28 protein-coding genes are annotated in these 25733 nt (G+C 71.0%); 18 read left to right on the top strand and 10 right to left on the bottom strand.

Annotated elements, in window-relative coordinates; translation table 11 throughout:
• Positions 1 to 53: 53 nt before the first annotated feature.
• Both ACQEVJ_RS34415 and ACQEVJ_RS34410 read left to right on the top strand, forming a co-directional pair.
• A complete protein-coding gene (locus ACQEVJ_RS34415; protein WP_433108413.1) occupies positions 54 to 491 on the top strand; it encodes a DUF742 domain-containing protein in 438 nt (145 codons plus the stop codon).
• Positions 492 to 498: 7 nt separating this feature from the next.
• A complete protein-coding gene (locus tag ACQEVJ_RS34410) occupies positions 499 to 1062 on the top strand; it encodes a GTP-binding protein (RefSeq protein ID WP_433113138.1) in 564 nt (187 codons plus the stop codon).
• A 28-nt stretch (positions 1063 to 1090) separates the two neighbouring features.
• On the opposite strand, the gene ACQEVJ_RS34405 is transcribed toward ACQEVJ_RS34410, so the two are convergent.
• Genes ACQEVJ_RS34405 through ACQEVJ_RS34385 form a run of 5 tightly spaced genes read right to left on the bottom strand, consistent with a single transcriptional unit; the run spans position 1091 to position 5533 of the window.
• Positions 1091 to 2095, bottom strand: a complete 1005-nt coding sequence (locus tag ACQEVJ_RS34405; protein WP_433108411.1) for a methyltransferase — start codon at positions 2093 to 2095, stop codon at positions 1091 to 1093.
• A gap of 5 nt (positions 2096 to 2100) precedes the next feature.
• A complete protein-coding gene (locus tag ACQEVJ_RS34400; protein ID WP_433108409.1) occupies positions 2101 to 2946 on the bottom strand; it encodes an ABC transporter ATP-binding protein in 846 nt (281 codons plus the stop codon).
• Positions 2947 to 2958: 12 nt separating this feature from the next.
• On the bottom strand, positions 2959 to 3783 hold the full coding sequence (locus tag ACQEVJ_RS34395) for an ABC transporter permease (RefSeq protein ID WP_433108407.1): 825 nt from the start codon (positions 3781 to 3783) through the stop codon (positions 2959 to 2961).
• On the bottom strand, positions 3780 to 4553 hold the full coding sequence (locus ACQEVJ_RS34390; protein ID WP_433108405.1) for an ABC transporter permease: 774 nt from the start codon (positions 4551 to 4553) through the stop codon (positions 3780 to 3782). The genes ACQEVJ_RS34395 and ACQEVJ_RS34390 overlap by 4 nt, the downstream gene beginning before the upstream one ends.
• A complete protein-coding gene (locus ACQEVJ_RS34385; RefSeq protein WP_433108403.1) occupies positions 4550 to 5533 on the bottom strand; it encodes an ABC transporter substrate-binding protein in 984 nt (327 codons plus the stop codon). The genes ACQEVJ_RS34390 and ACQEVJ_RS34385 overlap by 4 nt, the downstream gene beginning before the upstream one ends.
• Positions 5534 to 5947: 414 nt before the next feature.
• On the opposite strand from ACQEVJ_RS34385, the gene ACQEVJ_RS34380 reads away from it, so the two are divergent.
• From ACQEVJ_RS34380 to ffh, 5 genes are all read left to right on the top strand, one after another.
• Positions 5948 to 8722: a sensor histidine kinase gene (locus ACQEVJ_RS34380; protein WP_433108401.1), complete on the top strand. Its 2775-nt coding sequence runs from the start codon at positions 5948 to 5950 to the stop codon at positions 8720 to 8722.
• A complete protein-coding gene (locus ACQEVJ_RS34375) occupies positions 8719 to 9147 on the top strand; it encodes a roadblock/LC7 domain-containing protein (protein WP_433108399.1) in 429 nt (142 codons plus the stop codon). The genes ACQEVJ_RS34380 and ACQEVJ_RS34375 overlap by 4 nt, the downstream gene beginning before the upstream one ends.
• 3 nt (positions 9148 to 9150) lie before the next feature.
• Positions 9151 to 9585, top strand: a complete 435-nt coding sequence (locus tag ACQEVJ_RS34370) for a DUF742 domain-containing protein (RefSeq protein WP_433108397.1) — start codon at positions 9151 to 9153, stop codon at positions 9583 to 9585.
• Positions 9586 to 9592: 7 nt separating this feature from the next.
• Positions 9593 to 10144, top strand: coding sequence for a GTP-binding protein (locus ACQEVJ_RS34365; RefSeq protein WP_433113135.1), 552 nt, complete (start codon positions 9593 to 9595; stop codon positions 10142 to 10144).
• 126 nt (positions 10145 to 10270) lie between these two features.
• Positions 10271 to 11818: a signal recognition particle protein gene (ffh, locus tag ACQEVJ_RS34360; RefSeq protein WP_433108395.1), complete on the top strand. Its 1548-nt coding sequence runs from the start codon at positions 10271 to 10273 to the stop codon at positions 11816 to 11818.
• A 123-nt stretch (positions 11819 to 11941) separates the two neighbouring features.
• Here ffh and ACQEVJ_RS34355 read toward each other — a convergent pair whose 3' ends face one another.
• Positions 11942 to 12577, bottom strand: a complete 636-nt coding sequence (locus ACQEVJ_RS34355; protein WP_433108393.1) for a DUF4232 domain-containing protein — start codon at positions 12575 to 12577, stop codon at positions 11942 to 11944.
• A 266-nt stretch (positions 12578 to 12843) separates the two neighbouring features.
• Between ACQEVJ_RS34355 and rpsP the strand changes: the two genes are divergently transcribed.
• The 10 genes from rpsP to ACQEVJ_RS34305 all read left to right on the top strand — a co-directional run bounded on the left by rpsP (position 12844) and on the right by ACQEVJ_RS34305 (position 19286).
• A complete protein-coding gene (gene rpsP / locus ACQEVJ_RS34350) occupies positions 12844 to 13299 on the top strand; it encodes a 30S ribosomal protein S16 (protein WP_433108391.1) in 456 nt (151 codons plus the stop codon).
• 1 nt (position 13300) lies between these two features.
• Positions 13301 to 13543 carry an RNA-binding protein gene (locus ACQEVJ_RS34345; RefSeq protein WP_079320659.1) on the top strand — a complete coding sequence of 81 codons (243 nt, stop codon included), beginning with the start codon at positions 13301 to 13303 and terminating at the stop codon, positions 13541 to 13543.
• 159 nt (positions 13544 to 13702) lie between these two features.
• Complete coding sequence (gene rimM, locus ACQEVJ_RS34340) at positions 13703 to 14221, top strand: ribosome maturation factor RimM (protein WP_433108388.1); 519 nt, start codon at positions 13703 to 13705, stop codon at positions 14219 to 14221.
• A 9-nt stretch (positions 14222 to 14230) separates the two neighbouring features.
• Complete coding sequence (gene trmD, locus ACQEVJ_RS34335) at positions 14231 to 15079, top strand: tRNA (guanosine(37)-N1)-methyltransferase TrmD (RefSeq protein ID WP_433108386.1); 849 nt, start codon at positions 14231 to 14233, stop codon at positions 15077 to 15079.
• 154 nt (positions 15080 to 15233) lie between these two features.
• Complete coding sequence (rplS, locus tag ACQEVJ_RS34330) at positions 15234 to 15599, top strand: 50S ribosomal protein L19 (protein ID WP_433108384.1); 366 nt, start codon at positions 15234 to 15236, stop codon at positions 15597 to 15599.
• Between the two features lie 108 nt (positions 15600 to 15707).
• Positions 15708 to 16562: a signal peptidase I gene (gene lepB, locus ACQEVJ_RS34325; protein WP_433108382.1), complete on the top strand. Its 855-nt coding sequence runs from the start codon at positions 15708 to 15710 to the stop codon at positions 16560 to 16562.
• A 20-nt stretch (positions 16563 to 16582) separates the two neighbouring features.
• A complete protein-coding gene (gene lepB / locus ACQEVJ_RS34320) occupies positions 16583 to 17293 on the top strand; it encodes a signal peptidase I (RefSeq protein WP_433108380.1) in 711 nt (236 codons plus the stop codon).
• 78 nt (positions 17294 to 17371) lie between these two features.
• Positions 17372 to 18097 carry a ribonuclease HII gene (locus ACQEVJ_RS34315; RefSeq protein WP_433108378.1) on the top strand — a complete coding sequence of 242 codons (726 nt, stop codon included), beginning with the start codon at positions 17372 to 17374 and terminating at the stop codon, positions 18095 to 18097.
• 54 nt (positions 18098 to 18151) lie between these two features.
• Positions 18152 to 18475, top strand: a complete 324-nt coding sequence (locus ACQEVJ_RS34310; protein ID WP_433108376.1) for a DUF2469 domain-containing protein — start codon at positions 18152 to 18154, stop codon at positions 18473 to 18475.
• Positions 18476 to 18545: 70 nt separating this feature from the next.
• Complete coding sequence (locus ACQEVJ_RS34305; RefSeq protein ID WP_433108374.1) at positions 18546 to 19286, top strand: M23 family metallopeptidase; 741 nt, start codon at positions 18546 to 18548, stop codon at positions 19284 to 19286.
• Positions 19287 to 19337: 51 nt separating this feature from the next.
• Here the strand turns inward: ACQEVJ_RS34305 and ACQEVJ_RS34300 are convergent, their stop codons facing one another.
• From ACQEVJ_RS34300 to ACQEVJ_RS34285, 4 genes are all read right to left on the bottom strand, one after another.
• Entirely contained in the window at positions 19338 to 20258 is a 921-nt protein-coding gene (locus ACQEVJ_RS34300; protein ID WP_433108372.1) for a tyrosine recombinase XerC, read from the bottom strand.
• Positions 20259 to 20609: 351 nt separating this feature from the next.
• Positions 20610 to 21881 carry a DNA-processing protein DprA gene (dprA, locus tag ACQEVJ_RS34295; RefSeq protein ID WP_433108370.1) on the bottom strand — a complete coding sequence of 424 codons (1272 nt, stop codon included), beginning with the start codon at positions 21879 to 21881 and terminating at the stop codon, positions 20610 to 20612.
• Positions 21881 to 23557, bottom strand: a complete 1677-nt coding sequence (locus ACQEVJ_RS34290; RefSeq protein ID WP_433108368.1) for a YifB family Mg chelatase-like AAA ATPase — start codon at positions 23555 to 23557, stop codon at positions 21881 to 21883. The genes dprA and ACQEVJ_RS34290 overlap by 1 nt, the downstream gene beginning before the upstream one ends.
• Before the next feature lies 1 nt (position 23558).
• Positions 23559 to 23912: a YraN family protein gene (locus tag ACQEVJ_RS34285; protein ID WP_433108366.1), complete on the bottom strand. Its 354-nt coding sequence runs from the start codon at positions 23910 to 23912 to the stop codon at positions 23559 to 23561.
• A 311-nt stretch (positions 23913 to 24223) separates the two neighbouring features.
• Here ACQEVJ_RS34285 and ACQEVJ_RS34280 point away from each other — a divergent pair, with 311 nt between their 5' ends.
• Positions 24224 to 25705, top strand: coding sequence for a CoA transferase (locus tag ACQEVJ_RS34280; RefSeq protein WP_433108364.1), 1482 nt, complete (start codon positions 24224 to 24226; stop codon positions 25703 to 25705).
• Positions 25706 to 25733: the final 28 nt, after the last annotated feature.

The following is a 25733-nucleotide window of genomic DNA, read 5'->3' as shown; positions in this document are numbered from 1 at the left end:
GGCCGGGGCGGCCGCCGGGTTCCGGAGCGAGAGCGAGAAGTCAGGAGGACGCTGTGGCAGGCGGCGGCTGGAACAACGAGGCCTATCCGCCGGTGGACGACGCCCACCGGCAGTACGGCGGCACGAACCCCGTCCCGACGCCGGCGCCGGCGGAGCAGAGCTCACTGGTGCGGCCGTACGCCGTCACCGGCGGGCGTACGGCACCGCGGCTCCAGCTCGCCATGGAGGCACTCGTGTCCTCCGCCACGGTGATGCACCAGGACCTCTCCACGCTCACCCCGGAACGCCAGGCGATCAGCACGCTGTGCCGTCAGGTGCGGTCGGTGGCTGAGGTGTCGGCGTTGCTGCGGATTCCGCTGGGTGTGGTTCGCGTGGTGATCGCGGACATGGCGGCGGAGGGGCTGGTGCATGTGCATCAGCCGCAGTTGGAGGCCGGTAAGCCGGATCTGAACTTGCTGGAAAGGGTGCTCAGTGGACTACGCAGGCTCTAGCCCGGGTCTGACCTCGGCAAAGATCGTGGTTGCCGGGGGTTTCGGCGTGGGGAAGACGACCTTCGTGGGGGCGGTGTCGGAGATCGTCCCGTTGACGACCGAGGCGGTGATGACCGACGCGTCGGCGGGTGTGGACGATGTGGGGTTGGTGCCGCACAAGACGACCACGACGGTGGCGATGGACTTCGGCCGGGTGTCGCTGGACCGGGAACTGATTTTGTATCTGTTCGGTACGCCGGGTCAGCATCGGTTCTGGTTCATGTGGGACGACCTGGTGAAAGGGGCGATCGGCGCGGTGGTGCTGGTCGACACCCGGCGGTTGGCCGACAGTTTCCCCGCGGTGGACTACTTCGAGGAGGCGCGCCTGCCCTTCGTCGTCGGCGTCAACGGCTTCGACGGGCACTACCCGCACGCCGAGGAGGAGGTGCGTGAGGCGATGACGTTGTCGCCGCATATCCCGATCGTCCGCACCGACGCCCGCGACCGCGAATCGGTCAAGACCGCCCTGATCGCGCTCGTCGAACACGCGCTGACCATGCGGGCCGCCGTACCCGGCTGGGGGCGCGCCTGACGCGGCCCCCGGCTCGGGAGTCACCTGTCTAGGCGCGGACCGCCTCGATGAGGGTGGCGTGGAACGGCAGGTCATAGGTGCCGGACAGTCGCAGCCCGGCGGCCCGCAGCAGTGCGTCGTGCTCCGACCTGCTGCGCTCCCTTCCCTGCCCGAACAGGCCGAGCATCCGCATGTCGAGGTCCTTGCCGAAGTGCGGTGAGTCGTCGTCCGGCAGGACAATCTCCACCAGCAGCACCCGGCCGTCGTCGCTCATGGCCTCGCGGACCACCCGCAGGATCCGGGCCGCGTCCTCGTCGTCCCAGTTGTGGATCACACTGCCCAGCAGGTAGGCGTCGTGACCCGCGGGGACGGACGCGAAGAAGTCGCCCTCGACGAGCTCCACCCGCTCCGACAGCCCCCACTCGTCGAAGGCGGCCCGCGCGTCCGGCAGCACGTGCGCCAGCTCCACCAGCACTCCGCGCAGGTGCGGGTTGGCCCGCAGCGCCGTCGCCAGGATGTGGCCCCGGCCGCCGCCCACGTCCACCAGCGTCTTCACCGACGAGAAGTCGTAGCTCGCGGCCACCCCGTCGGCCATCGGCTGCGACCGCTGGGTCATGAAGTCGTTGAAGATCCGGTTCAGCTCGGGGTCGGTCCCCAGGTGGTCGTAGAGCACGCCGTACTTCTCGACGAACGCCGACCGTCCCTCGCGCACCGTCGTTGCCAGGTTGTGCATGCCGTACGAGAGCGTGGGCGTGGTATTGGTCTGGACGGCCGTGCGCAGAGAGCCGGGGACGCCGTCCACCAGCAGCCGGCCCGCGTCGGTCAGGGCGTACGTGCCGGGGGAGACGGAGGTGAACAGCCCGCTGGCGGCGCACGTCCGCAGCAGGCGGGCGAGGGACGGCGCGTGCGCGCCGCAGCGCGCGGCGAGCTCCTCGACGGTGAGCGGCCCGTCCTTCAGGTGGCCGGCGCAGTCGAGGTCGACGATCGCGCCGAGCGCCGCGGCCCGGTAGGCCCCGCGCAGGAGCTCCCACACGACGTTGCTGGGTTCTGTCACGTCCACTAATCCTTTTCCATATGTGAGGGGGTCATTATGTGAGGCGGCATTATGTGAGGCGGCATTATGTGAGGCGGGGTCATGCTGAACTCGGGTCTGCCGCGCACCAGGCGGCTCACCTCGCTCCGCAGGTGTACGAAGGCGGGCAGCTCCCGGGTCCCGATCTGGTCGCGGGGGCCGGGCAGGTCCACCCGCAGGTCGGCGGCGACCACGGCGGGCGCCCGGGTCAGCACCACCACCCGGTCGCCGACGTAGACGCTCTCGTCGATGTCGTGGGTGATCAGGACGATCGTCATGCGGTGGTGACCGCGTACGGCGAGGACGAGGTCCTCCAGGTCCTCGCGGGTCTGGGCGTCGACGGAGCCGAACGGCTCGTCCATCAGCAGCAGCGAGGGACGGTAGGCGAGAGCACGGGCGATGGCCACCCGCTGCTGCATGCCGCCGGACAGCTGCCAGGGATACTTGGCCGCGGCGCTTTCCAGCCCCACCGCCGCCAGCGCCTCGGCCGCCGCCGTACGGCGTGCCGTCCGGCCGAGGCCGCGCCGCCGCAGCGGCAGCGCCACGTTGTCGCGGACCGACATCCAGGGGAACAGCGACCTGCTGTAGTCCTGGAAGACCACCGCGAGGTCGTCCGGCGTCGCGGTGACCGGCCGGCCCTTGACGCGCACCTCGCCACCGGTCGGCCGCACGAGTCCCGCGATCGACCGCAGCAGCGTCGACTTTCCACAGCCCGACGGGCCGACGACGCAGACGAGCTGGCCCTCCGGGACGCTGAGGTCGATTCCGCCGAGCGCCCGGTGGGCATCCGGGCCGCTGCCGTAGGTGTGGGTCAGGTTGACGACGTCGAGCACGGTGATGTCACCTCACTTCGTCCGCCCGGCACGCCGGTGCCAGGACAGCGTGCGCCGTTCCACGACGAGGAACGACGAGTTGAGGAGGAAGCCGAGGACGCCGAGCAGCGCGATCGTCCCCCACATCCCCGGGAGGTCGAAGTTCTGCTGCGTGTAGAGCAGCTCGTAGCCGATCCCGCTGGTCGCGCTGCCCGCGAGCTCGGCGACGACCATCAGGATGAGCGCGAGCGACAGGCTCAACCGCAGCCCCGCGAAGATCTTCGGCGCCGCCGCCGGCAGGATCACCCGGGTGAGCCGCTCGGTCCGCGACAGGCCGAAGACCCGCGCCGTCTCGATGTGGAGGCGGTCCACGAAGCGGGCGCCGTCCACCGAGTTGACCAGGACCGGCCAGATCACGCCGTACACGATGGTGGCGACCTGCATCCGCGTGTCCGCCTTGAACAGCACGACGAACAGCGGGATGAGCGTCGGCGGCGGGATCGCCCGCCCGAACTCGATCAGCGGGTCGACGTAGCCCGCCAGCGTCCTGGACCGGCCGATCGCCACGCCGAGGGCGATCCCGCCCAGGCAGGCGAGCGCCCAGCCGCCGAACATCCGGCCGAGGCTGGGCAGGAAGTCGGCGAGGGCGGCGTCGCTGAGAAACAGGCGGGCCGGGGGCCCGGAGAACCACAGCTCGCGCAGCCGGGCCAGGATCGCCGACGGCGGCGGGAAGTAGACGGACTCCGCCGCGCGCGCGGCGGCCTCCCACACGGCGACGACGACGGGCACCGTCCACAGCCGCCCGGCCAGCCCGGGGAGCCCGCGCAACCGGCCGCCGTTCGCGGCGGTGTCCGTCACTGGGCCACCCCCGCCCGCGCGGCGTGCCAGCGGAACAGGCCGTGTTCGACCCGGACCAGCAGCGCGTTCACGACCAGGCCGATCAGCCCGGCCCACACCGTGGCCGCCAGCATGAGGTCGATCCGGTAGCCGGACCCGGCGTTGACGATGTAGACGCCGATGCCGCCCTCGCCGCCGGCGAGCAGTTCCGCGCTGATCGCCACCACCAGCGCGACCGAGGCCGCCAGCCGTACGCCGGTCAGGACGAACGGGGCGGCGCTCGGCAGCGTCACCCGCAGCAGGACGGCCAGGCGGCCGAAGCCGAAGACCCGCATCGTGTCCTTGGCGACGGGGTCCACGTCGTGCAGGCCGTACATCGTGTTGACGAGCACCGGCCAGCAGGCGGCGTACACGATGACCGTGACCTTCATCGCGCCGTCGGCGGCCGCGATGAGCGCGACCAGCGGGATCAGCGCGACCGAGGGGATCGGCCGGAGAAACTCGATCACCGGCCGCAGCGCGGTCTCCGCCCTCGGCAGGCTGCCCAGCAGCACTCCGGCCGGCACGGCCAGCAGGGTGGCGAGGAGGAGGCCCTCGGCCCACACCTCGACGGTGGCCGAGACGTCGCGCAGGAACTCGTAATCGACGGCGAGCCCGGCGGTCCCCGCCAGCACGGTGGACGCGAGGGGCATGATCTGGGTGTCCAGGAGGCCGGTGCGTCCGGCGACCTCCGCGGCGACGAGCAGGACCGCGACGCCGGCGGCGCCGCGGGCCACTCTGCTGAGGATCATTGCGGCATCGGCACCAGCAGCGGGTTCACGTCCATCTTGGCCTTCAGGTAGCCGTACTCCAGCATCAGGTCGGCCACCCGCTGGATGCGCGTCGCGTTCAGCGTGGACGGGTACGCGCCGAGCGTGATGATCGATGCCGCGTCAGGAGTGATCTTCGTGTACGTCGGCAGCACCTTCTCCACGGCCTTGCGGTCGGAGTCGGCGATCTGCTGCGCCTTCACGATCGCCCGCTGGAAGGCGGCCATCGTCTTCGGGTACTTCGACAGGCTGGGCTCGGTCGTGGTCCAGCCGGCGATCGGGAAGTCCGCCATCGCGCCGGTCATCGTGTCGGCGATCTTCCGGGCGCCCATGTCCTTCTGCACGCCGGTCAGGAACGGCTCGGTGAGCCAGGCGGCGTCCGTCTGGCCCGACGCCAGCTTGCCCGGCGCGTCGGGGAAGCCCATGGGCGCGTACACGACGTCCTTGGGGGACAGCCCGTTGGCCCGCAGGGTCTGGTCGACGGCGAGCGTGCCGATGCTGTTCAGCGAGGCGACCGAGATCTTCTTGCCCTTGAGGTCCTTGATGGACTGGATTGGTGAGTCCTTCTTGACCACGATGTCGAAGACATCCGGTTTCGCCTGGAAAGTGTCGGCGAGGACGCGGAAGTTCGCCATCTTCGCCTCTTGCGCCGAAAGCACCGAGAAGTAGTTTCCGAGCGCGATGTCCACCGCGCCGCTCACCAGCTTCGGGATGGCGACGACGGTGCTCGGCACAATTTCGGGCTTTACGGTCAGCCCTTCGTCCTTGAAGAAACCCCGTTCCGTTGCGATGTACAGCGCCGCGACGTCCGCGATGGGGAGAATGCCGACTTTAAGGGTGGTTTTTTCCAGTCCGTTATTGCCGGCCGCTGCCGTATCCGTATCCGTGCCCGCACCGCCACAGGCGGTGAGTGTCAACGCTGCTATGACGCCGATGACGGTCCTGCGACCCGTCAGCCTCATGGATTCTCCTCAGGTGGGGGAAGTGAAGGCGCCCGGGCGGGAGATGGCGGCAGATGGCGGCACCGGGCGACGGGCGAGAAGCGTAGCGGGACTTAAACCGAGATAACAGGATTAAGAGTCCTATGTCACCAAACTTGTCAGTAAATCCACTATGCCCCGTAACCTGGGGTGTGGCGGTTTGGACCGCTACATGTCCAGAACCCCATTCGGGAATGTTGCTCGGCGCCCGGCGATGCACGGGAAAGGCCTTCTCTGTGCATCGTCGCACGAAAGTCTCATCGCTTGGAACGTGCTAAATGATTCGACAGGTTGGTCTATCTCGTCGCCTTATGCTCCAATTGCCGATGTCTTGTGGGAGGTATCCCGACTGATAGGTCCGAATCCCATCTAGAAGAACCGCGTGAGGTTGCACCTGTGAGGACGGCAACAGTCGAGAGCGGTCGTCGTAGTGAACGGAAGCCGCCCCCGCTGCCGGCCGGCTCCGGGGCGCCCGCGGCGGAGCAGGGGGAACACCCGGAGCGGCCCGAGCCGCCCGGGCAGGGCGCCGGCAGCCCGCTGGCGCTGAAGAACTGGCGGCTGCGCACCCGGCTGCTGGCGTTGATCCTGGTGCCGACCGCCGTCGCGGTCACGCTGGGCGGCCTGCGGGTGGCCTCCTCGATCGGCAGCGCGGCCGAGTACCAGCGGGTGCAGGACGTGGCCGAGCTGATCGTCGGCATCGGCGACTTCGTCCACGAGCTGCAGCTCGAACGCGACCTGACGGCCCGCTATGTGGCGTTGGACCGCCACGGCGGCACGATGCTCTCTCTGATCCACGACCAGCAGGCGGCGGTCGACGCGGCCGCGCAGCGGGTGCGGTCGAAGGCGGAGACCGCGGGCGACACGTTCGGCGACATCGGCCGCGCCGACCTCGTCCGCCTGCGCGGCCGCCTCGACGAGCTGACCGCGCTGCGCGGCACGATCCTGCAGAGCAAACTCCCCGCCCTGCCCGCGATCGACAAGTACTCGCTGTTCGTCGCCGACGCGCTGCGGCTCTACGACGAGACAGTGCAGGGCGCGGTGGACGAGGGCGTCATCGCCGGCCTCAAGTCGATGGCCTCGCTCGCGCGGGCCGAGGAGGAGATCTCCAAGCAGCGCGCGCTGCTGGCCGCCGCGCTGGTGCGGGACCGGTTCGAGACCGCGGAGATCGACGCCTTCACCGCCGCCCGCGCCCGTGAGGTCAGCGAGCGCAACGCGTTCCTCGCGCAGGCCACATCCGGGCAGCGGCAGCTCTTCTCGGACACCGTCACCGGCCAGAAGGTCGACCGGGCCGAATATCTGCGCGCCCTCGCCCTGAGCCTCACCCGCGATGGCCTGTCGCTGCGCCGGATCGAGCCCGGCGGCCAGGCGGTGGACACCTGGTTCGACGCGATCACCGAGACCGGCGACCAGATGCACAAGGTCAACCTGGCGCTCGCCCGCTCGGTGATCACGCGCAGCGTGGAGTTCCAGGGGTCCGACCAGAGGGTCGCCGCGGTCAACGTGATCCTGGTCGCCGCCGTCCTGCTGGTGGTCCTGCTCATCACCTCGGTGATGGCCCGCTCGGTCGTACGCCCGCTGCGGCGGCTGCGCGGCGAGGCGCTGGAGATCGCCGGTCACCGGCTGCCCGACCTCGTCCAGCGTCTGCGCGAGTCCGATTCGGCGGGCCCCCAGCAGGTGCAGCCGATCGGGGTGGTGTCGGCGGACGAGATCGGCGAGGTCGCGCGGGCCTTCGACGAGGTCCACCGCGAGGCCGTACGGCTGGCGGGCGACGAGGCCCAGCTGCGCGGCAACATCAACGCGATGTTCGTGAACCTGTCGCGGCGCACGCAGACGCTGGTGGAGCGGCAGATCACCCTGATCGACGGGCTGGAGCAGGGTGAGCAGGACGAGCAACGGCTCGGGAACCTGTTCAAGCTCGACCATCTCGCCACCCGCATGCGCCGCAACAGTGAGAACCTCCTGGTCCTCGCCGGGCAGGAGCCCGCGCGCCGCTGGAGCCAGCCCGTCGAGATCACCGACGTCCTGCGGGCCTCGCTCTCGGAGGTCGAGGGCTACGAGCGGGTGGTGCTGAACTTCCCCTCGGACGTCTCGATCGCCGGTCAGGCCGTCAACGACGTCATCCACCTGATGGCGGAGCTGGTGGAGAACGCGCTGTCGTTCTCGGCCCGCGACACCCGCGTGGTCGTGTCGGGCAACCGGATCGACGGCGGAGGCGTGATGATCTCCGTCACCGACTCCGGCATCGGGATGACCGCGGAGGAGATCTCCCAGGCCAACTGGAGACTGGCGAACCCGCCGGTCGTGGACGTCTCGGTGTCCCGCCGCATGGGCCTGTTCGTGGTCGGCCGCCTCGCCATGCGCAACGGCATCCGGGTGCAGCTCAGGCCGCACGACGGGGGAGGGCTGACCGCGATGGTCCTGATGCCGGAGACCCTGATGGGCCGTCAGGCCCATACGCAGCAGTCCTACTCGGGCGCCTTCACCCCTGCCTGGAGCTCCCAGTCCGGCCAGTCGTCCTGGGGCGGGCCCTCCCCGTCGATCTCCTCGTCGGCTCCTCCGTCCATCTCCCCGCCGATTCCCGCGCAGGACCCGCTCACGCGGCTGCGCGGACGCCGGTTCGACTCGGTGCCGGACGAGGCGGCCACCGGTCCGCTGCCCACGATCACCGGGCCCGTCACCTTGGGCCCGGGGGCGTCGCCGGTGACCACCGGGCCGGTCTCGATCTCCGGTCCGATACACGGCGCCCCGGTCCCTCAGAGCGGGGCACAGGCCGGGCCGCCCGCCGAGGAGTATCTGCCGATCTTCGCCTCCGTCGAGTCCGCCTGGTTCCGGCGCACTCCCGCCGCCGACACCGGATCCGGCTGGCAGCACACCCCGTCGGTGGACGCCGGGTGGCAGGCCGCGGCGGCGGCCGCGGAGAAGCCCGCCTCGGACGGCACCACCGCCTCGGGTCTGCCCAAGCGGGTGCCGAAGGCCAACCTGGTGCCCGGTTCGGCCGACGCGGCCGCGGCGCCGGCGGCGCCCGCACCTTCGCCGCCGCTCCTGTCGCCCGACCGGGCCCGCAGTCGGCTGGCGAGCCTGCAGCAGGGCGTACGGCAGGGCCGGGCGGTGGCTCGGGGCGAACTGAGTGAGGACGAGGGCTATCCGACCGCGAAAGGGGACGGCGCATGAGTGAGTTGAGCCAGGGCGCACGCGGCCTGAACTGGCTAATCGATGATTTCGTGAGTTCTGTGCCCGGCGCGGCGCACGCCGTCGTCGTCTCCTCCGACGGGTTGCCTCTGGCGTACTCGCACGGGTTTCCCAAGGACCGGGCGGATCAGCTGGCGGCGGTGGCGGCCGGGTTGATCAGTCTGACGCAGGGCGCGTCGCGGGTGTTCGAGGGTGGCCCGGTGACGCAGACGGTGGTGGAGATGCAGCGGGGGTTGTTGCTGATCATGTCGATCAGTGACGGGTCCTGTCTTGCGGTGCTGGCGGCGGCCGATTCCGATCTGGGTCTGGTGGCCTATCAGATGACGTTGCTGGTGGAGCGGGCGGGTCAGGTGCTGACCCCCGCGGTCCGCGCCGAGCTCCAAGCCATGTCGTATCCCCGGAGGTGACGGATGGATCCGTGGGGACAGCCGCCGGGCGCGGAACCGTGGGGTCAGGAACCCGGTGCGGACCCGTGGGGACAGCAGCCCGGCGCCCCGATCCCCCAGGAGCCCGCGTCCCCGGTCCGCCCGTTCACCGTCACCGGCGGGCGTACGACGCCTCGCATGCAACTCGCGCTGGAGGCGTTGGTCTCCTCCGCCACGACCACGCACTACGACCTGTCCACGAGGCCCCCGGAGTATCGGGCCATCGCCTCCCTGTGCCGTCAGGTGCGGTCGGTGGCTGAGGTGTCGGCGTTGCTGCGGATTCCGCTGGGTGTGGTTCGCGTGGTGATCGCGGACATGGCGGCGGAGGGGCTGGTGCATGTGCATCAGCCGCAGTTGGAGGCCGGTAAGCCGGATCTGAACTTGCTGGAAAGGGTGCTCAGTGGACTACGCAGGCTCTAGCCCGGGTCTGACCTCGGCGAAGATCGTGGTTGCCGGGGGTTTCGGCGTGGGGAAGACGACCTTCGTGGGGGCGGTGTCGGAGATCGTCCCGTTGACGACCGAGGCGGTGATGACCGACGCGTCGGCGGGTGTGGACGATGTGGGGTTGGTGCCGTACAAGACGACCACGACGGTGGCGATGGACTTCGGCCGGGTGTCGCTGGACCGGGAACTGATTTTGTATCTGTTCGGTACGCCGGGTCAGCATCGGTTCTGGTTCATGTGGGACGACCTGGTGAAAGGGGCGATCGGCGCGGTGGTGCTGGTCGACACCCGGCGGTTGGCCGACAGTTTCCCCGCGGTGGACTACTTCGAGGAGGCGCGCCTGCCCTTCGTCGTCGGCGTCAACGGCTTCGACGGGGAGTACACCCACGGGGAGGACGAACTCCGCGAGGCCCTGACGCTGTCCCCTCGGGTCCCGATCGTCCGCACCGACGCCCGCGACCGCGAATCGGTCAAGACCGCCCTGATCACGCTCGTCGAACACGCGCTGACGTCCCACGTGGGCGCGGTCCGATGAGGGCGGGAACGGACCGGACCGGCGATCTCGCCACGGCGGCACGGGCGTGAAGGGCGTGCGGGCGGATAGTCTGGGGAGACTGATGGTTCACCGACCCGTCCACTCGCTTCGAGGCTGGCCAAACACGTGTTCGAGACGCTTTCCGACCGGCTGACTTCGGTCTTCTCCTCCCTTCGGTCCAAAGGCAGGCTTTCCGACGCCGACATCGACGCGACCTGCCGCGAGATCCGCATCGCGCTGCTCGAGGCGGACGTCGCGCTGCCGGTCGTGAAGGACTTCGTGGCCCGGGTCAAGGAGCGGGCCCGCGGCGCCGAGGTCTCCCAGGCGCTCAACCCCGCGCAGCAGGTCGTGAAGATCGTCAACGACGAGCTCATCGAGGTGCTGGGCGGCGAGACGCGGCGGCTGCGCTACGCCAAGAACCCGCCGACCGTGATCATGCTGGCCGGTCTCCAGGGCTCCGGTAAGACGACCCTGGCCGGCAAGCTCGCCAGGTGGCTGCGCGACCAGGGGCACGCTCCGCTGCTCGTGGCCTGCGACCTGCAGCGGCCCAACGCGGTGCAGCAGCTCGCCGTCATGGCTGAGCGGGCCGGGGTGGCGGTGTACGCCCCCGAGCCGGGCAACGGCGTGGGCGACCCGGTCGAGGTGGCCCGGCAGTCGGTGGACCACGCGCGCCGTCAGCAGCACGACGTGGTCATCGTCGACACCGCCGGCCGCCTCGGCATCGACCAGGAGCTGATGAAGCAGGCCGCCGACATCCGCGACGCGGTCACCCCCGACGAGGTCCTGTTCGTGCTCGACGCCATGATCGGCCAGGACGCGGTGAGCACGGCCCGCGCGTTCATGGACGGCGTCGGCTTCGACGGCGTGGTGCTGACCAAGCTCGACGGCGACGCCCGAGGCGGCGCCGCCCTGTCGGTGCGGCACGTCACCGGCCGGCCGATCATGTTCGCCAGCACCGGTGAGAAGCTCGAGGACTTCGACGCCTTCCACCCCGACCGCATGGCGGGCCGGATCCTCGACATGGGTGACATCCTCACCCTGATCGAGCAGGCGCAGAAGACGTTCGACGAGCAGGAGGCCGCCAAGATGGCGGGCAAGCTCGTCTCCGGGGACGGCTTCACGCTGGAGGACTTCCTCGAGCAGATGATGATGGTGCGCCGCATGGGGCCCATCAAGAACCTGCTCGGCATGATGCCGGGCATGGGACAGATGCGCGACCAGCTCAACCAGGTCGACGACCGCGACCTGGACCGCATCGCGGCGATCATCCGCTCCATGACGCCCGGCGAGCGCCAGGACCCGAAGATCATCAACGGCTCGCGCCGGGCGCGCATCGCCAACGGGTCGGGTGTGACGGTCACCGAGGTGAACAACCTGGTGGTCCGCTTCTTCGAGGCGCAGAAGATGATGAAGCGGATGACTCAGGGCATGGGCATCCCCGGCATGCCCGGCGGGCGCAAGCAGAAGGCGCAGAAGCCCAAGAAGGGCCGCCGCGTCAGCGGCGACCCGCGCAAGGCCGCGCTCGGCAAGGCCGGCGCGAACGCGTCGCCGGACGACGCCCCGAAGGTGCCCAAGGGCCTGCTGGGCAACCTCGGCGGCGGCCAGCTGCCCCCCGGCCTGGAGCTGCCGCCCGGCTTCGACCCGTCGAAGCTGAAGCTGCCCGGCCAGAACTGACGCACCGGACCGCCCGCCCGCCGTTCCCCGGCGGGCGGCGGCGCGGTCCCGTCAGAGGCCCGATTCTCAGATGCTCGCGCTGTGTTGTCAGATGCTCGCCGTCAGAGGCTCGCGGCTGTGTTTTCAGATGCTCGCGCCTGGGGCCATCGGTGTGGCGTCGATCCTGCCGTCGTCGCACACCGTCGCGCCGAACGGGACCTCCAGGTGCGCCACCTCGTCCGGCGGGATGATCATCAGCCGGGCCGAGGCGGGGCACCGGGTCTCGTGCCCGCTCGGCACCACGGTCCAGTGGAGCCGGGCGTGCGCGCTCGCGCCGGGGCGCAGCGTTACCCGGTGGGGGGTGACGCTCTCGCGGAGGGTGCGCGTACGCAGCACGTCGCCCCGGCCGTCGATGAGGACGAGCCCGACGAAGCCGTACACCCAGCAGGTCTTCGCCGACGTGTTGGTCAGCACGAGCGGCGCGTAGCGATTGCCCGCTCCCGCGTCCTGCCGGCCCACGCGGGCCCGCAATCCGGTCGTACGGCACCGCTCGGGGGCGGTGCCCGTGGTTCGTGCCGTGGCGCCGTACCGGAAGGACGCCGCGCCCGCGGCGGTGGCCCGTCCCGTGTCCGCGGCGCGCGGGGTCGTGGTCGTGTGCGGGGTCGTCGTCCTGGCCGGGGGAGCGGCGGCCGCGGCGGGCGTGGTGCTTGTGCCGCAGCCGGCGGCCAGCAGGGCGAGGGCCGCAACTCCTGCCGTGAGGGTCCTGTTCGTAACTCGCATATCTGGTTGGACGGCCCGCCCGCCCGATCAGTTCGCATGTCCGTTCCGGAGCCATGGGCGCATCCGTGCCGAAATCGGGGCGGCGGCGGAGCCGTCCTTTGCGGAGCATGGGGAATCATCTGGCAGAATGTCAGGCTGGAACATCGTGACTAGGCGGGTGCCCTCTCACCCCCGCCGGTCGCGCCTGTCCCTCGGGCGGGCTCCCGTCGTGCCCCACTCGATGAGACACCGCTCACCCACGCTCTAATGCAGGAGAGACCACACCCGTGGCAGTCAAGATCAAGCTCAAGCGGCTCGGTATGATCCGCAACCCGCAGTACCGCATCGTCGTCGCCGACGCCCGGAGCAAGCGGGACGGCCGTGCCATCGAGGAGATCGGCCTGTACCACCCGAAGGAGAACCCCTCGCGCATCGAGGTGAACTCCGAGCGGGTGCAGTACTGGCTGGGCGTCGGCGCGCAGCCGACCGACCCGGTTCTGAAGATCTTCAAGCTGACCGGCGACTGGCAGCAGTTCAAGGGCGAGCCCGCCCCCGCCACGCCGCTCCAGGTCGCCGAGCCCAAGCCCGACCGGCACGCGGCGTACGAGGCCGCGGCCAAGGAGTCGCTCTCGGGTGACACCGCCGCCGCCGCCACCACGCCGAAGAAGGCCAAGAAGACCGTGAAGGCCGAAGAGACCACCGAGGCCCCGGCCGCGGAGGAGAAGCCGGAAGGCGAGGCCTGAGGTGCTCGAGGAGGCCCTCGAGCACCTGGTCAAGGGCATCGTCGAGCATCCGGACGACGTCCGGGTCCGCGCGCGGCGCATCCGCACCGGGCGTGTTCTCGAGGTCCGGGTCCACCCCGACGACCTCGGCAAGGTCATCGGCCGCGGCGGCCGTACGGCGAAGGCGTTGCGCACCGTCGTGAACGCGTTGTCGAACGGCAAGTACGTGCGGATCGACCTGGTTGACCTGGAAGAGGCGCGCTGAGCCGAACGACGCGTCCGGGGGACCCCGCACCGGGGTCCCCCGGCGTGTTTTCGGCTTCGGACCGGTCTCTTCCGGGCGGTTTGACATACCGGTTCGGGCGGTGGCGTTCGGGCCGTCGCGTAGAAGTCGCGTTGGAGCGGTAGCGGAGGTAGGCGACAAGTGCAGCTAGTCGTGGGCAGGATCGGCCGCCCGCACGGTGTGCGGGGCGAGGTCACGGTCGAGGTGCGCACCGACGAGCCCGATCTGCGCTTCGCCGCGGGGGCGACGCTGGTCACCGACCCGGCGTCGGCAGGTCCGCTGACGGTTGAGCGGGCGCGGTGGCACAAGGGGATCCTGCTGCTGACCCTGGCCGGAGTGGAGGGCAGGGACGCCGCGGAGGCACTGCGCGACACGCTGCTCGTCGTGGACTCGGCGGACCTGCCGCCGATCGAGGACCCCGACGAGTTCCACGACCACGAACTGATCGGCCTGACGGTGGTCACCACCGAGGGAGAGCGGGTCGGCGAGGTCAGCGACGTCCTGCACCACGGACAGGACCTGCTCGTGGTGGCCCGGCCCTCCCGCGACGAGGCGTACGTCCCGTTCGTCAAGGCGCTCGTGCCCGAGGTCGACCTCGGCAAGGGAATCCTCGTCGTCGACGCCCCGCCCGGCCTGCTCGACGCCCCAGAGGCGGAGTAGGGGCCGCACATGCGCGTCGACATCATCTCGATCTTCCCCGAGTACTTCGCCCCGCTCGACGTCTCTCTCATGGGCAAGGCCCGCGAGCGCGGCATCCTCGACATCCACCTCCACCAGCTCCGCGACTGGACGCACGACGTCCACAAGACCGTGGACGACACGCCGTACGGCGGGGGCCCCGGCATGGTGATGAAGCCGGAGGTCTGGGGCGAGGCCGTCGACGCGGTGATCGAGGACGGGCGCGCCGCCTCCGGGGAGGACGCGCTGCCCCGGCTGATCGTCCCCACGCCGAGCGGCCGGCCGTTCACCCAGGAAGTGGCGCTGGAGTACGCCAAGGAGCCGTGGCTGCTGTTCGCCCCGGCGCGCTACGAGGGCATCGACTCCCGCGTCGTCGCCGAGTACGGCGAGCGGCTGCGCGCCGACGAGGTGAGCATCGGCGACTACGTGTTAGCCGGGGGAGAGGCGGCCGTCCTGGTGATGGTCGAGGCCGTGGGGAGGCTGCTGCCGGGGGTCCTCGGCAACGCGCGCTCCGTCGCCGACGACTCCTTCGCGCCCGGGGCCATGGCCAACCTGCTGGAAGGTCCCGTCTACACCAAGCCGCCCGTGTGGCGGGGGCACGAGGTGCCGGAGGTCCTGCTGTCGGGCCATCACGGCAGGATCGCCCGCTGGCGGCGCGACGAGGCGCTGCGCCGCACGCTGGCCAGGAGGCCGGAACTGGCCGCCCGGCTCGACCGGGACGGCCTCGACAAGCACGACCGGCGCGTCATCGAGGAGTTCGGCGAGCGCCGCGAGGAGCATTCCGAAGAGGGCCGTTCCGCCGCCGCGTTTCGCGCGGCGCCGGAAGATGTGGCAGACTGAATCGCTGCTGCCTATTTCGGCGTGGCCGGGTGTCCCCGGCCTGCACGTGGCAGACAAGACGTATCAAGCCAAGCACGCGTGTCCCCCTCGTCGCCGAGCCCACGGGCCGGCCGGGTGGACCTCCGTGTGCCCATGTGAATGAGGAACCGCCGCCATGCACACGCAGATCCAGGAGATCGAGAAGGCTGCCCTTCGCAGCGACGTACCGGCTTTCCGCCCGGGTGACACGCTGGAGGTCCACGTCCGCGTCGTCGAGGGCAACCGGTCCCGCATCCAGGTGTTCAAGGGCTTCGTCCTGCGCCGCCAGGGCGGTGGCATCCGTGAGACGTTCACGGTCCGCAAGGTCAGCTACGGCGTCGGCGTCGAGCGCACCTTCCCGGTTCACAGCCCCGTGATCGAGAAGATCAATGTGGTGACCCGCGGCGACGTCCGCCGGGCCAAGCTGTACTACATGCGCGACCTGCGCGGGAAGGCCGCCCGCATCCGCGAGAAGCGCGAGGCGCACCCGGCCGCCAAGTAAGGCTGTGGGGATCGTGGTCCGTGCCTCAGGCGCGGGCCACTTTCTTTTTGCCGGTGATGCGGTGTCCTCGGCGCTCGCCGTCGTGGACATCATCTAGGCTCAGCAGCGATGGCTAGCGAGGGACAGGGGCCGGGCACGCGTCGCCCTGCCGAGGACGGGGTGGACGTGGTCGCCGAAGACGTCAAGCAGAACGCCGAGGACGGGAAGAAGAAAGGCTCGTTCTGGCGGGAATTGCCCGTCCTGATTGTGGTCGCCCTCGCTCTGGCCCTGCTGATCAAGTCTTTCGTGGTCCAGGCGTTCTACATTCCGTCCGAGTCGATGGAGAACACGCTTCTCATCAACGACCGGGTGCTGGTGAACAAGCTGGTCTACCACGTACGCGACATCGAGCGCGGCGACATCGTCGTGTTCTCCGGCGTGGACTCCTGGGACCCCGAGGTGAAGCTCGAGGAGCCGTCCAACCCCATCGCGGCCGGGCTGCGCTGGCTCGGCACCGCGTTCGGGGTCGTGCCGGGGGAGAAGGACTACATCAAGCGGGTCATCGGCGTGCCGGGCGACAAGGTCAAATGCTGCGACGAGCAGGGCCGGGTCACGGTGAACGGCGTGCCGCTGAGCGAGAAGTCGTACCTGTATCCCGGCGACGAGCCGTCCGGGCGCGAGTTCGAGGTCACCGTCCCGCCGGACCGCCTGTGGGTGATGGGCGACCATCGCTCGGTGTCCTGGGACTCCCGCCTGCACATGGGCGACCCGGGAGGCGGCACCATTCCCGCCGACAAGGTGATCGGCCGCGCGTTCGTCATCGTCTGGCCGTTCAACCGGGCCAAGATCCTGCCGATTCCGGAGACGTTCGCGCAGCCGGCGCTCCAGGCAGCCCTCGGGGCCGCGCCGTTCGTCGCGGGCTTCGCGGGGGCCGTGCCGCTGGTGACCCTGCGCCGGCGGCTGGTGAGGCGACGTAGGACGTGACAAAGCCGGAGGAGGCAGCCGTGGGAGAGTCCGACGAGAGTCGCTTAGGCACCGCCGGGCCGGTCGGATCCGCGGACGACGTTCCGGCGGAACCGGAGAAACCGGCGGAGCCGGCGGGCGAGGACGAGCGGACCGCCGGCGAGAAGAAGGACCGGCCCGCGAAGAAGAAGGGCTCCGGCCTTCTGGAGACCCTCATGTACACCCTCGGCGGGGTCGTCGTCGCCCTGCTGGTCCACACCTTCTTGCTGCAGTCGTTCTACATCCCGTCCGAGTCGATGCAGAACACGCTCCTGGTCAACGACTACGTGGTGGTCAACAAGCTCGCGTACAAGCTCGGGCCGGTGGAGCGCGGCGACATCGTGGTCTTCAAGGGCTGGGACGGCGAGGACACGATCAAGCGGGTGATCGGCGTCGGCGGCGACCACGTGAAGTGCTGCGACGCCAAGCACCGCATCACCGTGAACGGGACGCCGCTGGACGAGGAGGGCAAGTACCTCTACCCGGGGGTCCATCCCTCCAGCATGGAGTTCGACGTCAAGGTCCCCAAGGGGCGCCTGTGGCTGATGGGCGACCACCGGAACAACTCGGCGGACTCGCGCTTCTACACGGACGACGGGCACCAGGGCACGATCTCCGAGGACGACGTCATCGGGCGGGCGTTCCTGCGCTACTGGCCGCTGAACCGGATCTCGTTCCTGTCGCAGCCCGACACTTTCTCCGTCGTACGCTGATCTCACCTGCGGCTTTGCCGTCGGCGATGGTTCCGGCCGTATCGCCGGTCCCGAATGGGGCGTAATCTGCTTGTCGTCATGACAACTGCCTATCGCCCGCGCCCGAGTGTCGTACGACGGGACTCCGGACTCTACGGCTACGAGCGGGCCCTGGCCCGGCGGGGGTTCACGCCGGTCGCCGGGGTGGACGAGGCCGGTCGCGGCGCCTGCGCCGGGCCGCTGGTCGTCGCCGCGGTCGTGCTGGGGCGGGAGATCGACGGGCTGAGCGATTCCAAGCTTCTGACCGAGGCCGTGCGCGAGCGCCTCTACGAGCGGATCATGGCGACCGCCCGGGCCGTGAGCGTGGTCGTGATCCCTCCCGAGGAGATCGACTCGCGCGGCCTGCACAAGTGCAACATCGCGGGGATGCGGCGGGCCGTCGCCGGGCTGGGGCTCATTCCCGGTTACGTCCTCGTGGACGGCTTCCCGGTGGCCGGGCTGCCCGCGCCGTCGCTGGCCGTGTGGAAGGGCGACCAGGTCGCCGCGTGCGTGGCGGCGGCCTCGATCGTGGCGAAGGTGACGAGGGACCGGATGATGCACGGCCTCGACGAGGCCTACCCGCAGTACGGCTTCGCCCTGCACAAGGGTTATGTGACCCCTGGCCATCGGCAGGCCCTGGCCCGGCACGGGCCGAGCCCCCACCATCGGTTCTCGTTCGTGACGGTGGCCAGGGTGACTCGTGGGACAAGAATCCCGGCCGGGGGCCTGTGGACGGGGCAGGATGAGGACATGCGCGAGAATGAGGTTGGGACCGGTGTCGTCTGAACGGGTCGGCCTCGACAGTGGGATCCCGACGGGGAGCGGAAGAGGAGGACCGGGATGAGCGCGGAAGATCTCGAAAAGTACGAGACCGAGATGGAGCTGCAGCTCTACCGGGAGTACCGTGACGTGGTCGGCCTGTTCACCTACGTGGTCGAGACCGAGCGGCGCTTCTATCTCACCAATACCGTCGATCTCGACGTCCGCACCGCCGAGAACGGCGATGTCTTCTTCGACGTGAAGATGCAGGACGCCTGGGTCTGGGACATGTATCGCCCGGCCCGCTTCGTCAAGAACGTGCGGGTTGTGACCTTCAAGGACGTCAACGTCGAGGAACTGGCCAAGCCCGACCTCGAGATGCCCAAGGAGGGCTTCTCGAGCTGATCGTGCGCGGTCTGTCCCCAGAACGGCGTTCGGCCGCTCGGCGCGAGGCTTCGGGGCGCATCGTCGTGGCATGCGTCTCGTCGCGTACGTGCTTGTACCGGTCCTGCTGACCGCCGCCCTCACCCGGCCATCCGGCGCTGTCCGGCCCGTGGCGACCAGAGGTCCCATGGAGCCGGCCGTCCTGACGGCGAGGGCGTCGGCGGCTGTGGGGGTCGCGGCGTCCCGGTCCGCGGGCGTCAGGACGGCCGGGCCGACAGACGCATCGCCGGTCGGGCCGAACGGGGCTGTGGAAGCCGTGCCGGCTGGGCCGGACCGGGCTGTGGAAGCCGTGCCGGTGGGGCCGGTCGCCAGCGCCGGGCGAGCGCCGGGCCCGATGGGGCCGCGTGGAAAGGCGTCCCGCTGGCGGTGGCCGCTTTCCGGGCCCACACGTCCGATCAGGCGCTTCGATCCGCCCCCACAGCGGTGGCTGGCCGGGCACCGGGGCGTGGACCTGGCCGCGCGGCCCGGTGAGAAGGTCGTGGCCGCAGGACCAGGAGTCGTCGGTCTGGCGGAGCGGGTCGCAGGCCGGGGGGTCGTGACGATCTCGCACTCCGATGGCCTGCGCACCACCTATCTGCCGGTGCGCGCCCTGGTCCGGCCCGGTGACGTCGTCGCGGCCGGTCAGGTCATCGGCATCCTCGAGGAGGACGCCGCCGCCCACTGCACCGCCCCGTGCCTGCACTGGGGACTCTTGCGCGGACGTCTTTACTTGGACCCGCTCCTCCTGTTCGGCCTGGGGCAGGTTCGTCTTCTGCCCCGCTGGCCCGTCTGAGGCGGGTAGTGGTCAGGCCCAGTGCTCAGGCGCGGTGCTCAGGCGCAGTGCTCAGGCGCGGGGATGGGCCTGGCGGTAGGCGGCCCGCAGCCGCTCGATGGACACGTGGGTGTAGATCTGTGTGGTGGCCAGGGAGGCGTGCCCGAGCATCTCCTGCACGGATCGCAGGTCGGCCCCGCCTTCGAGCAGATGGGTGGCGGCGGTATGGCGCAGTCCGTGCGGGCCCATGTCTGGGGTTCCCTCGACCTGCGCCAGACGGGCGTGCACGACACGCCGGACGGTGCCCTGGTCGATCCGGCCTCCTCGGACGCCGAGGAAGAGCGCGGGGCCGCTTCCTTCGCGAACCCACAAAGGCCTGCCTCGTACGCACCACGCGTCCAGGGCGTGCAGGGCGGGCAGCCCGAAGGGAACCGTCCGCTCCTTGCGCCCCTTGCCCAGCACGCGGACCGTCCGGCGGTCCCGATCCACGTCGTCCACGTCGAGGCCGCACAACTCGCTCACCCGCATGCCGGTGGCGTACAGCAGTTCCAGCATCGCCCGGTCGCGCAGGTCCCTGGCGTCTCCCGGCCCCTGCGTGGCGAAGACGGCCTCGGCCTCGGTCTGGTCCAGCACCTTCGGCAGCCGGCGTTCGGCCTTCGCCGTGCCGAGGAGCAACCCGGGGTCACTCGCCAGCCATCCCCGCCGGTGGCAGAAGGCGGTGAAGACCCGGGCGCAGGCGGAACGGCGGGCCAGCGTTGCCCTCGATCGTCCGGCCTGGTGCTGGTCCCCCAGCCAGTCGCGCAGGAGGGCGACGTCAAGAGCGGACACGTCGTCGTGCCCGGCGGTCCTCATATGCGCGAACAGCGAGGAGACGTCCCCGAGATACGCCCTGAGCGTGTGCGGCGACAGGTCCCGTTCGAGACGCAGATGCCGCTCGAACTGCTCCAGGACGGCGTCGAACTCCCCGAGCCCCTGCCCTTCGCCCACTGTCACGACGTCCTTCCCCTCGCTTCCGGCCCAGCCCGGCCCGGCCCAGCCCGGTGCGGGTGCGGCCGACGCCGCCCTGCGGGCGAGCCGGGGCCCGTGACTCTCATAGTCGCCGCCCCGCGACGACGTGGACCGGCCGTGTCCTGTTTCGCCGTGTCCTGTTTCGCCGTGTCCTGTTTCGCCGTGTCCTGTTTCACCGCGTCCTTTTTTCCCCGGGACGGCATCCGATGCGTGGGAGGGGGCCCCGGGTGGGGGAGGAGACACGGCCACGATCCGCATGCTATCGACCGGTCTCATCCCGGAGCGACGGCCGCACCGGCGCGCGGTGCAGCCCGCGCATTGGCGCGCGCCGCCCGTTCATCGGCGCGCGGCAGGCCTCAGCCGCCACCCTCGGTCCACGTTCTCGACGAACCCCGCGGCGGCCAGAGCGCCGAGGCAGGCGACTGCCGTCCCGATGTCTACACCGGCGGCGACGGCGATCGCGGCGGGACCCGTGGCGCCGCGCGCGGGGATCGCTTCGAGCACACGTCTGGTCTCGTCGTTCAGGCCGTCACGAGGCCGCACGGGCCCCCGTTGCTCCGGTGCGAGGTCGTCTCCGATGGAGCCGACCAACTCGATGATCTCCTCGGCCGAGGTGACGCAGACGGCCTTGCCCTGACGGATCAGGACGTGGCAGCCCGTGGAGACCTCGGTGGTGATGGGACCGGGCACGGCCATCAACTGCCGGTTCAGGCCCCAAGCGTGAGTGGCCGTGTTGAGCGCACCGCTGCGCGCGGCTGCCTGCACCACAACGGTGCCCCGGGACAGAGCGGCGATCACCCGGTTGCGGATGAGGAACCGCAGCCGGGTGGGGTGCGCGCCCGGCGGCCACTCGCTGATCACCACGCCCTGCCGGCGCACGGCACGGAACAGGTCCTCGTGCGCGCTGGGATAACACACGTCCGTCCCACAGGCGAGCACGACGACGGTCGGCGTTCCGGAGGCCAGCGCGCCCCGATGGGCGGCGCCGTCGATCCCGTAGGCGCCGCCGCTGATCACCGTCCACCCGCGCCCGCCGAGACTCATGGCGAACTCGGCCGCCACGGTCGTGCCGTACGCGGTCGCGGCCCTGGCCCCGACGACGGAGACCGAACGCAGGCAGGAGAACCGCAGGTTCGCCTGTCCGTCCACCCACAGCCCGAACGGCCGTGCGTCCCCGAGGTCGTCGAGCTGAGTGGGCCATTCGACGTCACCGGGAACGACGAGCCGCGCTCCTCGCCGCGTGCCCTGCGCCAGGTCGCCTGCCGGGTCGGTGTAGCGGGCCGCCCATGCGGCCGCGTGCCGACCGAGATCCAGGTGGCGTCTGGAAGCCTCGGCGCGGTCCCGCTCGTCACGCGCGAAGCCAGGGTCCAGCACGCCGCGTCTCGCCTGCTCCATCGCGCCCACCGGACCGCAGCGGGCGATCAACCGGCCCATCACCGCGTCGCCTGCCTCGGCCATCCGCATGATCGCCACGCGGGCCAGCCGTTCCGCCCCCTCGGGCCCGGCCGCGCCACCAACGTCTTCGGCCGGGCCGGAGGCGCCCGCCGCCTGCGAGACGGCCTCGCCGGTCGGCGCGTCGCCGGCGGTGGAGAACTCAGTCGTTTCCATCAATCCACTCCGAGCCACAGTGCGAGGGCCGCCGACGTCTCGGTCCGGCCCGGACGGTCATCGCCCGCGAGATCCGCGAGCGTCCAGGAGACGCGGAGCACGCGATCCAGGCCGCGTGCGCTGAGTGTGCCCACGTCGAGACCTCGATGGAGCGGGGCCATCGCGGCGTCGGGCAGGCGGAAGTCACGATGCAACGCGGATGACGACACCTCCGCGTTGGTGCGCCAGGGGGTGCCGGCCAGCCGCCTCGCGGCCCGCTCGCGCGCCAGCCTCACCCGCTCGGCCACGGTCGCGCTCGTCTCCACGAAGTGCCGGTCCGCGAGCAACTCGGCGCGGGTGGCCCGGCCGATCTTCACCTTCACGTCGACGCGGTCCAGCAGTGGCCCGGAGAGCCGGTCGAGATAGCGGCGCCGGCCTGCTGGGGTGCACCTGCAGGGATGTCCAACCGTTCCCTGCAGGCCGCACGGACACGGATTGGCCGCCAGGACCAGCATGAACCGGGCGGGGAACGTGACCGTGCCGACAGCCCGTGCGATGGTCACCGTTCCCGACTCGAGGGGTTGCCGCAGGGAGTCGAGCACAGTCGTCGCGAACTCCGGTGCCTCGTCGAGGAAGAGCACGCCTCGGTGCGCGAGCGACACCGCTCCGGGCCGCACGACGCCTCCGCTCCCACCGCCCACGACGGCCGCCATCGTGGCGCTGTGATGCGGGGCCATGAAGGGGGGCCGGGTGAGCAGCGGACGCCCCGCCGGCAGCGTTCCCGCCACCGAGTGGATGGCCGACACCTCCAGGGCCTTCTCCTGGTCGAGCGGCGGCAGGAGGGTCGGCAGGCGCTCGGCGAGCATGGTCTTGCCGCTCCCCGGAGGGCCCAGCATCCAGAGGTTGTGCCCTCCGGCCGCGCACACCTCCAGCGCCTTGCGGCCCATCGGCTGCCCGGCCACGTCGCACAGGTCCGGCCCCGGCACGCCCCGGTCGCCGTCGTACGGTCCCGTCAGACGCGACGCGTACCCGGCGTGATCGAGGTGATCAGCGCGACCGTTGTGCCCGCTGTGTCCGGTGTGCTCACTCTGCTTCATGTGCTCCGTGCGCTCGTCGTGGCCGATACGCTCGGCGTCCTGCGTGAGCGAGGCGGCGTCCGCCACCACCGGAAGCCGCTGCAGGTCGCTCGAGCGCAGCCACCCCACCAGTTCGCCGAGAGTGGCGACGGGAACCACGGTGAGATCGGGCACGAGAGCGGCCTCGGCGGCGTTGAGCGCGGGCACCACGACCATGCGCACCCCCGCCTCCGCGGCGGCGAGCGCGGCCGGCAGCACGCCTCTGATCGGCCGGACACGCCCGTCGAGACCGAGCTCGCCGAGGAACATCGGCGCCGCGATCCGCTGCGCCGGCACGGCGCCGGCCGCGCCGAGCACCGCGATCGCGATGGCGAGGTCGAAGATCGATCCCCGCTTGGGCAACGTGGCCGGGAACAGGCTCACGGTGACCCGTGCGTCGGGCCAGGCGAACCTGCTGTTGATCAGCGCTGATCTCACGCGGCCCCGGGCTTCGCTGATCGCGGTGTCGAGAAGCCCGATGAAGTGCGTTCCGGCGATGCCGGGGCCCACATCGGCCTCGACCTCCACGAGGCGTCCGGTGACGCCCACGAGGCCGACGCAGTGGGTCCGGGCGACGGGCATCTCAGACCACCCCGCGCTCGTGCCTGAGCGAGAAGTCGCCGGCGAACCGCTCGATCGCGATCACGTCGACCCGTATCGTGTCGAAACGCTCCGTGTGCAGGGCCAGCCATCTGACGGCCAGCGTCCGCAGGCGCAGCAGTTTCTCACCGGTCACCGCCTCGAAGGCGGTGCCGTGGCTGCGCCCGGAGCGGGTCTTCACCTCCACGATCACCAGCGCGTTGCCGTCGCGGGCGACGATGTCGACCTCGCCCTCCGCGCAGCGCCAGTTGCGGTCGAGTATGCGCATGCCCTTCGCCGTCAGAAAGGTCACGGCCAGTTGTTCACCCTGCCTGCCCAGCCGATCCTTCGCCGCCATGGGACCACCTCCGGCGCAGACACTCGCCGAAGCGGCCCCCGGCCCGTGCCACCGAACCTCTTTCTGTGGAAAAGCCCGCGCCACGAATCGGCCGCTGTGGACGGGCGGAGGAAACCGCAGGTGGGCCCGGTGAGAACGCTCTCGTCATCCACAGCCGAGGCCGGGAGCGGAAGCGGGAGGGCGGCCGCGGGCAGACTGCGACCGGCACGGATACTTGCCCCGGTTCCCGGGAGGCGGGCGGCGGCTCCGCCGTGAAGGAGCACGCCGCCGGGCATCGGGCGCCGCAGCACGTCGGAAGTGAGGAGTCGGCAGTGACCGCGAAACTGATCAGCGAGCTGGGCGCGGGCGTCGGGATTGCCCTGCCCGAGGTCCGGGTCACCGGCGAGGACCCCGTCCTGCCGTCCGTCTTTCCCCTCGGCGCGATGGCCGCGGCCTCGGCCGGCGCCCTGGCCGCCGCCGTCGCGGCGTACGCCGCCATGACCGGGGAGAGCGACGAGGAAGGGTCCGGCGGCCGGCGACCGTCTCGCGGCGCGCACGGCGATCCGGACGTGACGATCGATGTCCGCCACGCCGCCGTGGCCTTCCAGAGCGAGCGGCATTTCCGCGCCGACGGGAAGGCCATGGACGTCTGGGCCGCGCTGTCGGGGGACTACCGCACCTCGGACGGCTGGGTCCGGCTCCACTGCAACTTCGACCACCACCGTGATGCCGCCGTACGCGCGCTCGGGCTGCCGCCCGGCTCGGGCAAGGAGGACGTCGGCAGGGTGTGCGCCGGCCGCACGGCGGTGGAAATCGAGGAGGCGGTGATCCGCCAGGGCGGCTGTGCGGCGGCGATGCGGAGCAGGGCCGAGTGGCTCGCGCACCCCCAGGCGCGGGCGCTGGCCGGCCTTCCTCTCGTCGGCGTGTCCCGGCTGCCTGACGGGGACGGTCAGGCGGGCGGGGACGGGACCGGCAGCGGCGAGGCCGGCCGCACGCGGGCCGGCCATGCACTCGGCGGCTTCGGCAAGGGGCGCACGGCCGGGCCGGATCGGCCGCTCGGCGGCGTGCGGGTGCTCGACCTGACCCGCGTGATCGCCGGGCCGGTGGCCGCGCGGGCGCTCGCGGCGTACGGCGCGGACGTGCTGCGTGTGGGCGCCGCGCACCTGCCCGAAGTGCCGGGGCTCGTGGTGGAGACGGCGTTCGGCAAGCGGTCGTGCCACATCGACCTGCGTTCCGAGGCGGACAAGCTGCGAGAGCTGGTCCGTCAGGCCGACGTGGTCATCCAGGCCTACCGGCCCGGGGCCCTGCGGGCCAGGGGCTTCGGGCCGGACGACCTCGCCGCCCTGCGGCCCGGCGTCGTCTGCGTCGACATCTCCGCGTACGGCGCGCGCGGGCCGTGGGGCTCAAGGAGAGGATTCGACAGCCTCGTCCAGATGGCATGCGGGATCGCCCACGAGAACGGCGACGGCCTGCGGCCGAGCCCGCTGCCCGCGCAGGCGCTCGACCACGGCACCGGCTACCTGGCCGCGTTCGGCGCGGTCGCCGCGCTGCTCAGGCGGGCGGCCGAGGGCGGCTCCTGGCACGTCGAGGTGTCGCTGGCGAGGACCGCGGCGTGGCTCGACGATCTCGGCAGGATCGACGGGGCGGGGGTGCGGCAGCCCAGGGTGGAGGACCTGCTGGCGACGATGGACAGCCCCTTCGGCACGCTCACCTACGTGACGCCACCGGGTGCCGTCGACGGGGACCGGCCGCGCTGGACGAGCCCGCCGCCCCGCGAGGGGGAGCACCCCGCGGCATGGGCGCCGTCCTCGTGACGACGGCCGGCGGCCCGAGACGCGGGAC

The sequence above is a fragment of the Microbispora sp. CA-102843 genome (genome assembly GCF_050936215.1).
Taxonomy (GTDB): domain Bacteria; phylum Actinomycetota; class Actinomycetes; order Streptosporangiales; family Streptosporangiaceae; genus Microbispora.
This window is presented reverse-complemented; position numbering and strand designations above follow the sequence as displayed.

Excerpts from the sequence above, each read along its gene's own strand:
- ACQEVJ_RS34390 (WP_433108405.1), bottom strand. The coding sequence starts at position 4,553 with ATGATCCTCAGCAGAGTGGCCCGCGGCGCCGCCGGCGTCGCGGTCCTG.
- ACQEVJ_RS34385 (WP_433108403.1), bottom strand. The coding sequence starts at position 5,533 with ATGAGGCTGACGGGTCGCAGGACCGTCATCGGCGTCATAGCAGCGTTG.
- ACQEVJ_RS34375 (WP_433108399.1), top strand. The coding sequence starts at position 8,719 with ATGAGTGAGTTGAGCCAGGGCGCACGCGGCCTGAACTGGCTAATCGAT.
- ACQEVJ_RS34370 (WP_433108397.1), top strand. The coding sequence starts at position 9,151 with ATGGATCCGTGGGGACAGCCGCCGGGCGCGGAACCGTGGGGTCAGGAA.
- ACQEVJ_RS34355 (WP_433108393.1), bottom strand. The coding sequence starts at position 12,577 with ATGCGAGTTACGAACAGGACCCTCACGGCAGGAGTTGCGGCCCTCGCC.
- trmD (WP_433108386.1), top strand. The coding sequence starts at position 14,231 with ATGCGCGTCGACATCATCTCGATCTTCCCCGAGTACTTCGCCCCGCTC.
- rplS (WP_433108384.1), top strand. The coding sequence starts at position 15,234 with ATGCACACGCAGATCCAGGAGATCGAGAAGGCTGCCCTTCGCAGCGAC.
- lepB (WP_433108382.1), top strand. The coding sequence starts at position 15,708 with ATGGCTAGCGAGGGACAGGGGCCGGGCACGCGTCGCCCTGCCGAGGAC.
- ACQEVJ_RS34315 (WP_433108378.1), top strand. The coding sequence starts at position 17,372 with ATGACAACTGCCTATCGCCCGCGCCCGAGTGTCGTACGACGGGACTCC.
- ACQEVJ_RS34310 (WP_433108376.1), top strand. The coding sequence starts at position 18,152 with ATGAGCGCGGAAGATCTCGAAAAGTACGAGACCGAGATGGAGCTGCAG.
- ACQEVJ_RS34305 (WP_433108374.1), top strand. The coding sequence starts at position 18,546 with ATGCGTCTCGTCGCGTACGTGCTTGTACCGGTCCTGCTGACCGCCGCC.
- dprA (WP_433108370.1), bottom strand. The coding sequence starts at position 21,881 with ATGGAAACGACTGAGTTCTCCACCGCCGGCGACGCGCCGACCGGCGAG.
- ACQEVJ_RS34290 (WP_433108368.1), bottom strand. The coding sequence starts at position 23,557 with ATGCCCGTCGCCCGGACCCACTGCGTCGGCCTCGTGGGCGTCACCGGA.
- ACQEVJ_RS34285 (WP_433108366.1), bottom strand. The coding sequence starts at position 23,912 with ATGGCGGCGAAGGATCGGCTGGGCAGGCAGGGTGAACAACTGGCCGTG.